This window comes from Streptomyces spiralis (genome assembly GCF_014654675.1).
In the GTDB taxonomy this organism is placed as follows: domain Bacteria; phylum Actinomycetota; class Actinomycetes; order Streptomycetales; family Streptomycetaceae; genus Streptomyces; species Streptomyces spiralis.
This window is the reverse complement of record NZ_BNBC01000009.1, coordinates 174,168-188,159: the sequence shown is the minus strand read 5'-3', so window position 1 is coordinate 188,159 and position 13,992 is coordinate 174,168. Positions and strand designations below refer to the sequence as shown.

The 13,992-nt window shown below is 72.5% G+C and carries 16 protein-coding genes and 1 tRNA gene; 14 read left to right on the top strand and 3 right to left on the bottom strand.

From position 1 onward, the window contains the following. Nucleotides 1-41: 41 nt before the first annotated feature. On the bottom strand, nucleotides 42-656 hold the full coding sequence (locus tag IE318_RS12715) for a 5-formyltetrahydrofolate cyclo-ligase (RefSeq protein WP_189899728.1): 615 nt from the start codon (nucleotides 654-656) through the stop codon (nucleotides 42-44). A 200-nt stretch (nucleotides 657-856) separates the two neighbouring features. Here IE318_RS12715 and galU point away from each other — a divergent pair, with 200 nt between their 5' ends. The 9 genes from galU (at nucleotide 857) to IE318_RS12670 (ending at nucleotide 8,123) form a co-directional block, all read left to right on the top strand. After that, nucleotides 857-1,759 (top strand): UTP--glucose-1-phosphate uridylyltransferase GalU, encoded by a 903-nt coding sequence (galU, locus tag IE318_RS12710; RefSeq protein ID WP_030163905.1) that lies wholly within the window; start codon nucleotides 857-859, stop codon nucleotides 1,757-1,759. 4 nt (nucleotides 1,760-1,763) lie between these two features. Next, nucleotides 1,764-3,086, top strand: a complete 1,323-nt coding sequence (gene glp, locus IE318_RS12705) for a molybdotransferase-like divisome protein Glp (RefSeq protein ID WP_189899726.1) — start codon at nucleotides 1,764-1,766, stop codon at nucleotides 3,084-3,086. Nucleotides 3,087-3,171: 85 nt separating this feature from the next. Then, the gene (moaC, locus tag IE318_RS12700) at nucleotides 3,172-3,732 is read left to right on the top strand and encodes a cyclic pyranopterin monophosphate synthase MoaC (protein WP_189899724.1); all 561 of its coding nucleotides are present in this window, start codon (nucleotides 3,172-3,174) and stop codon (nucleotides 3,730-3,732) included. Further along, on the top strand, nucleotides 3,729-4,271 hold the full coding sequence (locus IE318_RS12695) for a MogA/MoaB family molybdenum cofactor biosynthesis protein (protein WP_189899722.1): 543 nt from the start codon (nucleotides 3,729-3,731) through the stop codon (nucleotides 4,269-4,271). The genes moaC and IE318_RS12695 overlap by 4 nt, the downstream gene beginning before the upstream one ends. A gap of 20 nt (nucleotides 4,272-4,291) precedes the next feature. After that, on the top strand, nucleotides 4,292-4,912 hold the full coding sequence (locus IE318_RS12690; RefSeq protein WP_189899720.1) for a GNAT family N-acetyltransferase: 621 nt from the start codon (nucleotides 4,292-4,294) through the stop codon (nucleotides 4,910-4,912). Nucleotides 4,913-5,133: 221 nt separating this feature from the next. Further along, complete coding sequence (sepX, locus tag IE318_RS12685) at nucleotides 5,134-6,477, top strand: divisome protein SepX/GlpR (RefSeq protein WP_189899718.1); 1,344 nt, start codon at nucleotides 5,134-5,136, stop codon at nucleotides 6,475-6,477. A 91-nt stretch (nucleotides 6,478-6,568) separates the two neighbouring features. Then, a tRNA-Ala gene (locus IE318_RS12680) sits at nucleotides 6,569-6,642 on the top strand. 102 nt (nucleotides 6,643-6,744) lie between these two features. Beyond that, entirely contained in the window at nucleotides 6,745-7,365 is a 621-nt protein-coding gene (locus tag IE318_RS12675; protein WP_189899716.1) for a GntR family transcriptional regulator, read from the top strand. Between the two features lie 8 nt (nucleotides 7,366-7,373). Then, the gene (locus tag IE318_RS12670; protein ID WP_189899714.1) at nucleotides 7,374-8,123 is read left to right on the top strand and encodes a glycosyltransferase family 2 protein; all 750 of its coding nucleotides are present in this window, start codon (nucleotides 7,374-7,376) and stop codon (nucleotides 8,121-8,123) included. A 13-nt stretch (nucleotides 8,124-8,136) separates the two neighbouring features. On the opposite strand, the gene IE318_RS12665 is transcribed toward IE318_RS12670, so the two are convergent. Continuing rightward, nucleotides 8,137-8,613: a GNAT family N-acetyltransferase gene (locus IE318_RS12665; RefSeq protein WP_189899711.1), complete on the bottom strand. Its 477-nt coding sequence runs from the start codon at nucleotides 8,611-8,613 to the stop codon at nucleotides 8,137-8,139. Nucleotides 8,614-8,718: 105 nt separating this feature from the next. Between IE318_RS12665 and IE318_RS12660 the strand changes: the two genes are divergently transcribed. Beyond that, nucleotides 8,719-9,522: an exodeoxyribonuclease III gene (locus IE318_RS12660; protein WP_189899709.1), complete on the top strand. Its 804-nt coding sequence runs from the start codon at nucleotides 8,719-8,721 to the stop codon at nucleotides 9,520-9,522. Between the two features lie 37 nt (nucleotides 9,523-9,559). On the opposite strand, the gene IE318_RS12655 is transcribed toward IE318_RS12660, so the two are convergent. Next, nucleotides 9,560-10,201, bottom strand: a complete 642-nt coding sequence (locus IE318_RS12655) for a MerR family transcriptional regulator (RefSeq protein WP_030163920.1) — start codon at nucleotides 10,199-10,201, stop codon at nucleotides 9,560-9,562. 133 nt (nucleotides 10,202-10,334) lie between these two features. Between IE318_RS12655 and IE318_RS12650 the strand changes: the two genes are divergently transcribed. The 4 genes from IE318_RS12650 to IE318_RS12635 all read left to right on the top strand — a co-directional run bounded on the left by IE318_RS12650 (nucleotide 10,335) and on the right by IE318_RS12635 (nucleotide 13,965). After that, a complete protein-coding gene (locus IE318_RS12650; RefSeq protein ID WP_189899707.1) occupies nucleotides 10,335-11,855 on the top strand; it encodes a flavin-containing monooxygenase in 1,521 nt (506 codons plus the stop codon). Next, a complete protein-coding gene (locus IE318_RS12645; RefSeq protein WP_189899705.1) occupies nucleotides 11,852-12,793 on the top strand; it encodes an alpha/beta fold hydrolase in 942 nt (313 codons plus the stop codon). The genes IE318_RS12650 and IE318_RS12645 overlap by 4 nt, the downstream gene beginning before the upstream one ends. Continuing rightward, nucleotides 12,790-13,683: an SDR family oxidoreductase gene (locus IE318_RS12640; protein ID WP_189899703.1), complete on the top strand. Its 894-nt coding sequence runs from the start codon at nucleotides 12,790-12,792 to the stop codon at nucleotides 13,681-13,683. The genes IE318_RS12645 and IE318_RS12640 overlap by 4 nt, the downstream gene beginning before the upstream one ends. 96 nt (nucleotides 13,684-13,779) lie before the next feature. After that, complete coding sequence (locus IE318_RS12635; RefSeq protein ID WP_189899701.1) at nucleotides 13,780-13,965, top strand: hypothetical protein; 186 nt, start codon at nucleotides 13,780-13,782, stop codon at nucleotides 13,963-13,965. Nucleotides 13,966-13,992 lie beyond the last annotated feature (27 nt).

Sequence of the window (13,992 nt, the reverse complement as noted above, 5' to 3'; positions counted from 1 at the left end):
CTGACGAAGGCCCTCCACGCGCGCGTGGAGGGCCTTCGCCTTCAGGCGAAGCGGCGCACCCGGGACGGCGTCACCACCGCCTGCACCGGCCGGTCGTGCGGCTCCTCCGGTACGTGGTCGACGACCTCGGAGTCGTACAGCAGGACCACGAGCGCGGGGTGCGCGCCCGCCCGCTCCAGGCGGGCCAGGACACGGTCGTAGGAGCCGCCGCCGCGCCCCAGCCGCATCCCGCGCACGTCGACGGCGAGGCCCGGCAGCAGGACGACGTCGGCGGCCGTCACGGCGTCCGGGCCGAGGCGCTCCCCGGCCGGTTCCTGCAGCGCCATCTTCCCGCCGTGCCGCACGCGCGCGAGGGAGTCCTCCCCGGCGTACACGCCCCAGTCCAGGTCGTTGTCGGGCAGCAGGGCGGGCAGCAGCACACGTACGCCCCGCGCGCGCAGCGCGTCGAGCAGCGCGAGGGTGCCCGGCTCGGTGCCCACCGAGACGTACGCGGCCACCGTGCGCGCCCGCGCCAGCTCGGGCAGCGCCAGCGCGCGCCGGGCCAGCGCCGACGCCGCCCGGCGCAGCTCGTCCGCCGTGAGCCCGTCCCTCGCCGCGAGGAGCTCCCGCCGCACCGTCCGCTTGGCGGGCTCCGTCGTCCGTCCGATCTCAGCCAAGGCCGCCTCCGCACCTTTCTCGAGTCCTGAGCGCGCGATCGCCCATCCTTGCGGGGCCACCCCCGGGACGTCCCTGCGGGGCACCGGTCCCAGTGTCCCGTGTGTCCCTGGGCCGCACGTGTGCCGTTCATATGCGGTCGGCGAACCGGAAGCCCGGAGCCCGCGCAAGGGCGGTCCGATCGGCGGATAAGGTGGCGGGCATGAGTGAGTCGCACCCCCGGATCAGCAAGGCCGTCATCCCCGCGGCAGGCCTGGGCACCCGCTTCCTGCCGGCTACCAAGGCCACTCCCAAGGAGATGCTGCCGGTCGTGGACAAGCCGGCGATCCAGTACGTGGTCGAGGAGGCCGTCACCGCGGGCCTCGACGACGTCCTCATGGTGACGGGCCGCAACAAGCGCCCCCTCGAGGACCACTTCGACCGCAACTACGAGCTGGAATCCGCCCTGGAGAAGAAGGGCGACGCCGAGCGGCTCGCCAAGGTCCAGGAGTCCAGTGACCTCGCGACCATGCACTACGTCCGCCAGGGCGACCCCAAGGGTCTGGGCCACGCGGTGCTCTGCGCCGCCCCGCACGTCGGTCACGAGCCCTTCGCCGTGCTGCTCGGCGACGACCTGATCGACCCGCGCGACCCGCTGCTGCAGCGGATGATCGAGGTGCAGGAGACCTACGGCGGCAGCGTCGTCGCCCTCATGGAGGTCGCCCCCGAGCAGATCCACCTCTACGGCTGCGCGGCCGTGGAGGCCACCCAGGACAGCGACGTCGTCCAGGTGACCGGCCTGGTCGAGAAGCCGAGCGCGGCGGAGGCCCCCTCGCACTACGCGATCATCGGCCGTTACGTCCTCGACCCGCACATCTTCGACATACTCCGCAAGACGGAGCCGGGCCGCGGTGGCGAGATCCAGCTCACCGACGCCCTGCAGAAGCTCGCCGAGGACGAAAGCGTCGGCGGCCCGGTGCACGGCGTCGTCTTCAAGGGCCGCCGCTACGACACCGGCGACCGCGGCGACTACCTGCGTGCCATTGTCCGGCTCGCGTGCGAACGTGAGGACCTGGGCCCCGACTTCAGGGCCTGGCTGAAGCGGTACGTGGCCGAGGAGATGTGACGAGTTGAGCAGCGGCGGGCACCACACCACGGAACCGGACCGTCTGTGGTCGGTGGACGAGCACCTGGAGGACGTCCTCACCACCGTCCGCCCCCTGGACCCCATCGAGCTGCAGCTGCTCGACGCCCAGGGCTGCGTCCTGGTCGAGGACGTCATGGTGCCGCTGTCGCTGCCGCCGTTCGACAACAGCTCCATGGACGGGTACGCGGTGCGCGTCGGGGACGTCTCGGGCGCGAGCGAGGAGTTCCCGGCCGCGCTGGAGGTCGTCGGGGACGTCGCCGCGGGCGCGGCCGACCTGATCCATGTGGGCCCCGGTCAGGCGGCCCGGATCATGACCGGCGCCCCGCTGCCGCCCGGCGCCGAGACGGTCGTTCCCGTGGAGTGGACCGACGGCGGGCTCGGCGAGGGCCCCGTCAGCGGGATGCGCGCCCGCAGCCTGTCCCCGGAGGGCGCCACCGGCCAGGTGCGCGTGTACCGGCCGGCCGAGGCACGCGCGCACGTGCGCGCCAAGGGCAGCGACGTGAAGGCCGGCGACCTCGCCCTGGAGACCGGCACGGTCCTCGGGCCGCCGCAGATCGCGCTGCTCGCCGCGATCGGCCGGGGCACGGTCCGGGTGCGCCCGCGCCCGCGCGTGGTGGTGCTGTCCACCGGCAGCGAGCTCGTCCAGCCCGACGAGCAGCTGCGCAACGGCCAGATCTACGACTCCAACAGCTTCGCCCTGACCGCGGCGGCCCGGGACGCCGGTGCCATCGCCTACCGGGTGGGCGCCGTCGCCGACGACGCCGACGTCCTGCGGTCCACCATCGAGGACCAGCTCGTCCGCGCCGACCTGATGGTCACCACCGGCGGCGTGAGCGTCGGGGCGTACGACGTGGTCAAGGAGGCGCTGTCGCACGTCGGCGACGAGGACGTGCCGGGCGGCGGCGTGGAGTTCCGCAAGCTCGCCATGCAGCCGGGCAAGCCGCAGGGCTTCGGCACCATCGGCCGCGAGCACATCCCGCTGCTGGCGCTGCCCGGCAACCCGGTGTCGTCGTACGTGTCCTTCGAGCTGTTCGTCCGGCCCGCCATCCGCACCCTGATGGGCCTTCAGGACGTCCACCGGCCCACGGCCCGGGCCACGCTGGCGGCGGAGAAGGCGCTGAGCTCCCCGAAGGGCCGCAGGCAGTTCCTGCGCGGGACGTACGCCGACGGCGAGGTGACCCCGGTCGGGGGCAGCGGCTCCCATCTGATCGCCGCCCTCGCGCAGGCCGACGCCCTCATCGTCGTGCCCGAGGACGTCGAGTCCGTGGCGCCCGGCGACGAGGTCGAGGTGGTCCTCCTCGGCTGACCGTCGCTGGTTGGCGGTACCGTGTCGCGCACAGCAGGCCCGCGCGCCGCACCGCGCCGGGCCCGGACCGGGAGCGCCACAGAGCATGACTACGCCTTCCCGGGGGGAGACCCCCGGACCCTCCGCGCACAGCCGCGCACAAGACGTCGCGCAGGACCGCGCACAGGAGGTCACGCAGGACCGACTGACGCACATCGACGACGCGGGCGCCGCCCGCATGGTCGACGTGTCCGGCAAGGAGGTGACCTCGCGCACCGCCCGCGCCAGCGGCCGCGTCCTCGTCTCGCCCCGCGTGGTGGAGCTGCTGCGCGGCGAGGGGGTGCCCAAGGGCGACGCCCTCGCCACCGCGCGGATCGCCGGGATCATGGGCGCCAAGCGCACCCCGGACCTCATCCCGCTGTGCCACCCGTTGTCGGTGTCGGGTGTGAAACTGGACCTGTCGGTCGCGGACGACGCCGTGGAGATCACGGCCACCGTGAAGACGACGGACCGCACGGGCGTGGAGATGGAGGCGCTCACCGCGGTCTCGGTCGCCGCGCTCACCGTGATCGACATGGTCAAGGCGGTCGACAAGGGGGCGATCATCACGGACGTGCGGGTGGAGGAGAAGACGGGCGGCAAGTCGGGCGACTGGAGCCGGTCATGACGCTGGACGCAGCGGCATCGGGCGCGCGGCCCGCGCCGTACCGCGCTGTCGTGGTCACGGCGTCCAACCGGGCCGCCGCCGGGGTCTACGAGGACAAGGGCGGCCCGCTGATCGCCGACGGCCTCAGGCGTTTCGGCTTCGCCGTGGACGGTCCGCGGGTCGTGCCGGACGGCGAACCGGTGGAGGCCGAGCTGCGCGCAGCCGTCGAGGCCGGGTACGACGTCGTCGTCACCACCGGCGGCACGGGCATCTCGCCCACCGACCGCACCCCCGAGGCCACCCGCCGGGTGATCGACCACGAGGTGCCGGGCATCGCGGAGGCCATTCGGGCGTTCGGACGGGAGAAGGTGCCGACGGCGGCGCTCTCCCGGGGGCTGGCCGGGGTGGCCGGGCGGACCCTGATCGTCAACCTGCCGGGCTCTTCCGGCGGGGTGAGGGACGGACTGGCCGTGCTGGAGCCGCTGTTGACGCACGCCGTCGACCAGCTGCGCGGCGGCGACCATCCCAGACCCGGTGCCGGCAGTGGGGGTGCGAGCTGAACAGCCCATCCTGGCCCGTCGTGCTCGCGGAGGGCGATGTCGTCCTCCGGCCGATAAAGCTGCGCGACCAGCGGGCCTGGCGCGAGGTGAACAGGCGCAACCGGGACTGGCTCAGGCCGTGGGAGGCGACCATTCCGCCGCCCACGCCCAGCGGGCCGATCACGCACCGGCCGACCTACCGCCAGATGGTGCGGCATCTGCGGTCCGAGGCGAACGCGGGGCGGATGCTGCCGTTCGTCATCGAGTACCAGGGGCGACTGGTCGGGCAGTTGACGGTCGCCGGGATCACCTGGGGCTCGATGTGCTCGGGCCACATCGGCTACTGGGTGGACGAGGCGGTGGCCGGGCGCGGCGTGGTGCCGACGGCGGTGGCGCTCGTCGTGGACCACTGTTTCCGCACCGTCGGACTGCACCGCATCGAGGTCTGCATTCGCCCCGAGAACGGGCCGAGCCGCCGGGTGGTGGAGAAACTCGGATTCCGCGAGGAGGGCCTCAGACCGCGTTATCTGCACATCGACGGGGCCTGGCGCGATCACCTGGTCTTCGCGCTCACCGCGGAAGAGGTGCCCGAAGGGCTGCTGAGCCGCTGGCGGCGGACCCGTCCCCGCAACCCGCAGAGCGCCCGGCAGAACAGCGAGTAGAACCGGCGTAACCGCGAGTAATCCGAGTCAGGGCCCCCTGGAAATTGAATATATGTTCGAAAATGATCGATGAGTGACCGCGCGGGTGGCATTGAATTCACGGACTTGACGGCCCGCTGATCGCATCGGTCACAAAAAAAGTTCGAAATATCAGCCAGATCGTGCGACACACCGGCCCAATTGGCGGATGGCCTCACGCCAACCCCTCTACCGTATGAGGCGTGAGCAGCAGCGGCCTCATCTACGCAGTCATTGTCGGGGCCTGGGCCGCCTACTTGGTGCCCATGTGGCTCCGTAGGCAGGACGAGCTGAACGAGGCCCGTCCGACGGAACGCTTCAGCACCGCCATCCGACTGCTTTCCGGACGGGCGGGCATGGAGCGCCGGTACGCCAGGGACCTCAGGGCGCGCTCCGCCGAGGAGGGGGAGTCCAGCGCCGTGGACCCGGACGCCGTCACCGACTCGGTGGACGTCCGGGGCTTCGTCATGCCCCCGACCCGGGCGCAGGAGCCCGACCAGGCCCCGGAGCGGGACCGCCGCGGCCGTGCGGGCGTGCCCGTGGCCCGGACCACGTCACCGGCGGTCCCGTCCGCCTCCGACACCGCGTCCGAACCCGCGTCCGCGACCGCACCGGCGTCCGCGCCCGCTTCTGCGTCGGCATCCGCGTCCGCGTCCGCGTCCGTACCGGCATCCGCGTCCGGGTCGGGGTCCGGGCCGGGGTCCGCCGTCCCGCCCGCGCGCAAGCGCGTCCCCGCGGCTCGGCGTGCGCCCGGCGCGGAGGCGGCCGCAGCGCGCGCCCGGCGGACCAAGGTGCTCGCGCGCCGTCGGCGCACCACCGTCGTCCTCTTCCTCGCCTTCACCCTGGGCGCGATCGTCGCCGCCGTCGGAGGGCTCGCCTTCCTGTGGGCGCCCGCGGCGCCCGCCGTGCTGCTCAGCGCGTACATCGCGTATCTGCGCGTCCAGGAGCGCCGCCGCTTCGCGTACCAGATGGACCGCCGACGCGCCGAGGCCGCCGCTCAGCGGCTGCGGGAGAGCCGGCGCCCACAGCGCCGGCGCGCCGCCCTGGACGAGGACGCGGACGAGCCGGAGACCGCGGGTGAGCCGGAGGCCGATCCGGGACTGTCCGCGCTCGCCGCGGACCGGCGCGCCCTGGTCGAGCAGACCGACCACGCGGAGTGGCTGGACCAGCAGCGCGAGCGCCGTCGGCGCCCCGGGCACGGCGACAGCTGGGACCCGGTGCCCGTCCCGCTGCCCACGTACGTGACCGCACCGGTCGCCCCGCGGGCCAGCTCCGACGTGGACCTGGGCACACCGGACTCCTGGAGCTCGGCGCGGTCGTCCGCCGCGGTGCCGGAGCAGGAGGACGCGGCTTCCGCCGCGGAGGAGCCCCCGGCGCCCGAGGAGGACCTTCCGGCCGCCGGCGGCCGCGGCGACTCCCGCCCCCACGCTCGAGGCCGCTCGCGCGGCAGCTCCGCCGCCTCGGCCCGCCGCTCCCGCGAGCGCGGCCGCACCCCGCTGTTCGACCAGTACGAGGACGGCGAGCGGCCGCGCGCGGCCAACGAGTAGTCCCCGAACCCCCGGGGGCCCCGCGGCTGACCAGCCCGGGAACGGATTTCCAACCACCCGGACGGGGATGCTAGAGTTTCACTCGTTGCAAGGGCCTGTGGCGCAGTCCGGTAGCGCACCTCGTTCGCATCGAGGGGGCCAGGGGTTCAAATCCCCTCAGGTCCACGCAGCTCAGAGCCCCGGTCGGTGATCACCGACCGGGGCTCTGACATGTCGTACGGCGGTGAGGCACGGCACACTGAACTGTGTGGACCGAGGAGGCCGCAGATGGCGAAGCGGTACGAGAAGGTCGACTTCGTGGACGGGCGGCGTCGGCGCGCCGAGCGGTGCAACCTTCGTCACCAGTGGGAGAAGGATCGGGCGCGCGCCGGGCTGAGGGAGCGCGGCAGCAGGGGCGCCACCGAGCGGGACACCGGCCTGAGCACCGGCCAACTGGCCTTCCACGCCGAGTACGAGCGGATCGAGGCGCCCGAGGAACTCGCCGTGACGCTGGGCATCGAGCCGGGCGCCGCCGTCCTCAAGCGGACGTACCGCACCCGCAGGGCCGGCGAGCGCGCACCGCTGAACATCGCCCGGTCCTACCTCCCGTACGAGATCGCGCGGAAGAACCCCGAACTGCTCGACCAGAGCCGGGAACCGTGGCCCGGCGGGACCATGCACCAGCTCCTCACGGTGGGGATCGAGGTCGGGCGGGTCGAGGAGGTCGTGACCGCGCGTCCGCCCACGGCGCAGGAGGCCGAGGAACTCGGCCTGGTGCCGGGTGTCGCGGTGATGGACGTCCGCAAGACCCTGCACGACATGGGCGGCCGGATCGTGGAGGTGGCGGACGTCGTGCTGCCCGGTGACCGCTACGCCGTCAAGTGTGTGACCCCGCTGGAAAGGTGGTGACCGGTCGCTTGACGCACATCGTGTCGGTGATCACTGCGGTGCACGGGCCCAGCGCCCCCTACCTCGCGGACGCCCACGCCTCGCTCACCCGCCAGGAGATGCCGCCCGGCTGGGACTGGGAGTGGGTCGTCCAGGAGGACGGCGAGAGCGGGGACGTACGGCCGCACGTCCCCGACGACCCGCGCATCAGCTTCGAGCAGGGCAGGCAGGGGCGCGCCGGCATGGCCCGCACCATGGCACTCGCCCGGGCCCGGGGCGACTTCGTCAAGGTGCTGGACGCGGACGACATGCTCACGCCCGGCGCACTCCTCCGCGACATCACGACCCTGACCGGACACGACGGCATCGCGTGGACGACGTCCCGCGTGCTCGACCTGCTTCCCGACGGATCGACCGTCGGTTTCGACGGCGACCCGCCGCGCGGCCCCATCGCACGCGGCGCCGTCCTCGAACGATGGCGTACGCACGACTACCGGGCCCAGGTCCACCCGGCCACCCTGTGCGCCCGGCGCGACCTCGTGACGGCGCTCGGCGGATGGATGGCGCTTCCCTCGTCCGAGGACACCGGCCTGCTGATGGCGCTGAACGCGGTCAGCACCGGATGGTTCATCGACGAGTGCGGACTGCTCTACCGCAAGTGGCCCGGCCAGAGCACCGCACAGAGCGCACACCACCACGACACCGAACGACGCGCCCGCATGAAGATCATCGAGTCCCGCGCCGAAGCCCTCGCCAGGCTCAGCACCTGGCACCCGTGACCGCGTCCCGCGGTTACAGCGGCTTGGCGAAGCACATGCTCGACTCGTACTCGCGGTAGTAGCCGAACTTGGTGCACGGCGCGTAGCCGCTGGAGGCGTACAGGGCGATGGCCTCCGGCTGCTGGTCGCCGGTCTCCAGGACCATGCGGACGCGGCCGGCGGCGCGCGCGTCGGCCTCCAGCGCGGCGAGCATGCGGCGGGCCAGGCCCCGGCCGCGCATGGACTCGATGACGTACATCCGCTTCAGTTCGGCGTCGCCGTCCTCGTTGCCCTCGGGGTTCTTGTCCTGGCTGCGCCAGCCGCCGGTGGCGACGGGGGTGCCGTCCTCGTCGTAGGCGATCAGGTACACGCCGTTCGGCGGCCGGAAGTCGTCCGGGTCCAGGGGCGTCGCGTCGCCGCCGTCGCCGTAGCGCACGTGGTACTCGGCCTGGACCTCGTCGTTCAGCTTGACGGCGTCCGGGTGGTCGAAGGGCACAGGACGGATAATCATGTTGTACACCGTATATCAATGCAAGGGCGGCGGGAGCCGGGTGACGGAAGGGTGCGCGGGCGGTCTCTTGCGGGACCCCGTCCAGTGTGCCGGTAAAGTGCCCGGGTGCTGACTGTGACCTCCGCCAATGTGAACGGACTGCGTGCCGCCGCGAAGAAGGGCTTCGTGGAGTGGCTCGCGGGGACCGGTGCCGATGTGCTGTGTCTTCAGGAGGTGCGCGCCGAGCCGCAGCAGCTGCCCGAGCCCGTGCGCACGCCCGACGGCTGGCACGTCGTGCACGCGCCCGCCGCCGCCAAGGGCCGCGCGGGGGTCTCGCTCTACACCCGCCGCGAACCCGACCGCGTCCGGGTGGGCTTCGGATCGTCGGAGTTCGACACCAGCGGGCGGTATCTCGAGGCCGACCTGCCGGGTGTGACGGTCGCCTCCCTCTACCTCCCCTCCGGCGAGGTCGGCACCGAACGGCAGGACGAGAAGCTCCGCTTCATGGGCGAGTTCCTCGCCCACCTCAAGGAACTGCGCGAGCGTGCCGCCGCCGACGGCCGCGAGGTCCTCGTCTGTGGCGACTGGAACATCGCCCACCAGCAGGCCGACCTGAAGAACTGGCGCGGCAACACCAAGAACTCGGGCTTCCTGCCGGAGGAACGGGCCTGGCTGACCCGGGTCTTCGACCCGGCGGACGGCGGCTACGTGGACGTCGTACGCGCCCTGCACCCGGACGCCGAAGGGCCGTACACCTGGTGGTCCTACCGGGGGCGGGCCTTCGACAACGACTCGGGCTGGAGGATCGACTACCACTGTGCGACCCCCGGGCTGGCGGACAAGGTCGTCAAGGGGTACGTGGAGCGCGCGGCCACCCATGCCGAGCGCTGGTCGGACCACGCGCCGGTGACGGTCGTCTACGACCACTAGGCGGTCGCCGGCCGGACGGTCGCTCGCCGGACAGGCGCTACAGGCGCTTGTTCAGCCGCCGGTCCAGTGCCAGGGAGAGTTCCGCCTCCACCACGCTGCGGGCGAGGGGGCGCAGGCGGTGGAGGTCTTCCTCGGGGGCGTGGCGCAGGATCAGGTCGGCGAACAACTCGGCCAGCGCGTCGGCGTGTTCGCGGACGCGGGCGCCGGCCGCCAGCACCTCCGCGAGCGGGATGCCCTCGCGGACCAGGGCGGAGGAGACGTCGAGGAGGCGGCGGCTGATGTGGACGATCTCGTCACCGTCGGTGCCGAGGTAGCCCAGCTCCAGCGCGGCGGCGAGGTTGTCGGGGGTGACCTCTCCCTCGAAGCGGGCCGCGAGTTCCTCGGGGGTGAGGCGGACCGGCTCCTCCTCCGTGGGGCCGACGCCGAGGACGTCGGCGACGTCGCGGCCGTGGTCGAGGGCCTCGGCGAGTTCCGCGATGCCGCTCAGGGTGTGGCCGCGTTCCAGCAGGGCCGCGATGGTGCGCAGACGGGCCAGGTGATGGTCGTCGTACCAGGCGATACGGCCCTCGCGGCGGGGCGGCGGGATCAGTTTGCGTTCGCGGTAGAAGCGCAGGGTGCGCACCGTGATGCCGGCCAGCTCCGCCAGCTCCTCCATGCGGTATTCGCGCTTCTCTGCCACACGGGAAGCCTATGTCGTACCCCAGGTAACTTTCGCTCACCGCCCCCTACCCATGAGTACGGTGCTCCTCTACTCTCCCCATTGCGCCAGTATTCACTGGCAGAGTCCAAGAACGATGCGCGGAGGCTTCGGGATGGCCCACGAACACGAGCACGTGCGGGTGGCGGTGATCGGCTCCGGATTCGGCGGGCTGGGCGCCGCCGTGCGGCTGCGCCGGGAGGGGATCACCGACTTCATCGTCCTCGAGAGGGCCGACAGCGTCGGCGGCACCTGGCGCGACAACAGCTATCCGGGGTGCGCCTGCGACGTGCCCTCCCACCTCTACTCCTTCTCCTTCGCCCCCAACCCCGAATGGCCGCGCACCTTCTCCGGGCAGCGCCACATCCGCGCCTACCTGGAGCACGTCGCCGACGTCTTCCGGCTCCGCCCGCACATCCGCTTCGACTCCGAGGTCAAGAAGATGACCTGGAACACGGAGCTGCTGCGCTGGGACATCGAGACGACCGCCGGGAACCTCTCCGCCGACGTCGTGGTCTCCGCGACCGGGCCGCTGTCCGACCCCAAGATCCCGGACATCCCGGGCCTGGAGTCCTTCCCCGGCAAGGTCTTCCACTCCGCCCGCTGGGACCACGACTACGACCTCGCCGGCAAGCGGGTCGCCATGGTCGGCACCGGCGCCTCCGCCATCCAGATCGTGCCGTCCATCCAGCCCGAGGTCTCCCGCCTCACCGTCTTCCAGCGCACCCCGCCGTGGGTGATGCCCCGCGTGGACCGCGCCATCAGCGGCGCGGAGCGCTCCCTGCACCGCGCGCTGCCGGTGACCACCCGGCTGCGCCGCGGACTGCTGTGGGGCATACGGGAGTTGCAGGTCCAGGCGTTCACCAAGCACCCGGGCGAACTGGGCTTCGTCGAGCAGCTGGCCAAGCGCAACATGGCCCGGGCCATCAAGGACCCGGCGCTGCGCGCCAAGCTCACCCCGGACTACCGCATCGGCTGCAAGCGGATCCTGCTGTCCAGCACGTACTACCCGGCACTCGCGCAGGACAACGTGGACGTCGTCGCCGGCGGGCTCAGCGAGATCCGCGGGTCCACCGTCGTCGCCGCCGACGGCACCGAGGCCGAGGTCGACGCGATCATCTTCGGTACGGGCTTCCACGTCACCGACATGCCCATCGCCGAGCGGGTCGTCGGCGCGGACGGCCGTACGCTCGCCGAGACCTGGAAGGACGGCATGGCCGCCCTGCGCGGCGCGTCCGCGGCCGGGTTCCCGAACTGGATGACGATCATCGGCCCCAACACCGGCCTCGGCAACTCCTCGATGATCCTGATGATCGAGTCCCAGCTGAACTACATGGCCGACTATCTACGGCAGTTGGACGTCCTCGGAGGCCGGGTCGCCCTCGACGCCCGCCCGAGCGCCGTGAACGCCTGGAACCGCAAGGTGCAGGAGCGCATGAAGCGCACCGTGTGGAACACCGGCGGCTGCACGAGCTGGTACCTGGACGCGAACGGCCGCAACACCACCGTCTGGCCGGGTACGACGACCGAGTTCCGGCGCGCCACGCGGCAGGTGGACCTCGCGGAGTACGCCGTCCTGCGGCCACCGGCCGCGAAGGTCTCCCCGGTCGACGAGGCCGCGGAGGTGACCGCGTGAGCCGCCTCGCCCACGTCGCCTCCGGCCCCTACGCCCCGCCTGTTCCCGCCCGCACCCTCACCGTCACCTCCGCGGACGGCGCCCGCCTGCATGCCGAGGTGCACGGCCCGGAGGGGGCGCCGGCCGTCGTCCTCGCGCACGGCTGGACCTGCTCGACCGCGTTCTGGGCGGCGCAGATCCGGGCTCTGTCCGCCGACCACCGTGTCATCGCCTACGACCAGCGGGGCCACGGCCGCAGCCCGGCGAGCGCGACATGCGGCACCGAAGCCCTCGCCGACGACCTCGAAGCCGTGCTGAAAGCCACCCTCGCGCCCGGCGAGCAGGCGGTGATCGCCGGGCACTCCATGGGCGGCATGACGGTGATGGCGGCGTCGACGCGCCCGGGGTTCCGCGAGCACGCGGCGGCCGTCCTGCTGTGCAGCACCGGCAGTTCCCGGCTGGTCGCGCGGTCCACGGTCGTACCGATCCGGGCCGGGCGGCTGCGGACCTGGCTGACGAAGCACATCCTCGGCTCGCGGGCCCCGCTCGGTCCGGTCACGCCGCTCGCGCTGCGGATCCTCAAGTACGGGACGATGGGCCCCGGTTCGGCGCCGCACATGGTCCAGGCGTGCGCCCGGATCGTGCACGCCTGCCCGCGCACCGCCCGCTACGCCTGGTCGCAGGTGCTGGATGCGCTCGATCTCGACCACGGCGTACGGGAGTTGAGGGTGCCCACCGAGATCGTCGCCGGCACCGCCGACCGGCTCACACCGCCGGTGCACGCGCGGGAGCTGGCCGCCGCGCTGCCGGAGTGCGTCGGCCTGACCGAGCTGCCCGGGATCGGCCACATGACGCCCGTGGAGGCGCCCGACCTGGTCACCGGGAAGATCCGCGCGCTGGTCGCCGCACACACGGGCGCGCACGTACACGCACACGCCGAGGTCGAGGAGAGCGCATGAGCAGGGTGAGTCTGGAGGGGCAGGTCGCGGTCGTCACGGGCGCCGCGCGGGGCGTCGGCGAGCTGCTCGCGCGCAAACTGTCCGCGCGCGGCGCGAAGGTCGCGCTGGTCGGTCTGGAACCCGACGCGCTCAAGCAGCTCTCGGAGCGGCTGCACGGCGAGAGCGCCCACTGGCACGCCGACGTCACCGACCACGAGGCGATGACGCGGGTCGCGGCGGAGGTCAGGGAGCGGTTCGGCAAGGTCGACATCGTGGTCGCCAACGCCGGTGTGGCGACCGGCGGTCCGTTCGTCGGCTCCGACCCGGAGTCCTGGCGGCGGGTGATCGAGGTGAACCTGATCGGATCGGCCGTCACCGGCCGGGCCTTCCTGCCCGCGCTCGTGGAGAGCCGGGGCTATCTGCTGCAGATCGCCTCGCTGGCGGCGATCACTGCGGCGCCGATGATGACGGCGTACTGCGCGTCCAAGTCCGGCGTGGAGGCGTACGCGCACAGCCTGCGTGCCGAAGTCGGCCACCAGGGCGTGCGGGTGGGCGTGGCGTACCTGTCGTGGACCGACACCGACATGGTGCGCGGGGCCGACCAGGACGACGTCATGCGGGAGTTGAGGCAGCGGCTGCCGTGGCCGTCCAACAAGACCTATCCGCTGGGCCCGGCGGTGGACCGGATCGTGGACGGCGTCGAGCGGCGGGCCGGGCACGTGTACGGGCAGTGGTGGCTGCGCGGGATGCAGGGCGTGCGCGGGTACCTGCCGGGGATCATCGGGACCGTGGGGCAGCGGGAGATGCGGCGGTTCGCGGACCGGCTGACGGGGATGCGCACCGGGCTGGTGGGCGCGGGCGGCGCCGCCGACGAACAACACCGGGCCACTGGTGCTACGCAGCGTCACTGATCGACATGCGCAGCGTCACCGCCCGTGTGAATCTGGTCGAGGTCGATCCCCTCACCCACTTGGGGATCCCCCTCACCCACACGGGAGTGAAACAGCATGGGTATGAAGGACAAGTTCCAGGACCAGGCCGAGCAGTGGCAGCAGCAGGGCAAGGAGCGCGCGCACGAGGGCCGCGAGAAGGCCGGCCAGCGCTCGTCCCAGCAGCGTGAGCGTGGGCGTCAGACCACCGACGACACCCACGACGAGATGGAGGACCGTCTCAACCAGGACTACGACCGGTAGTCGGTAGTCACTGAGGTTTGCTGCGCT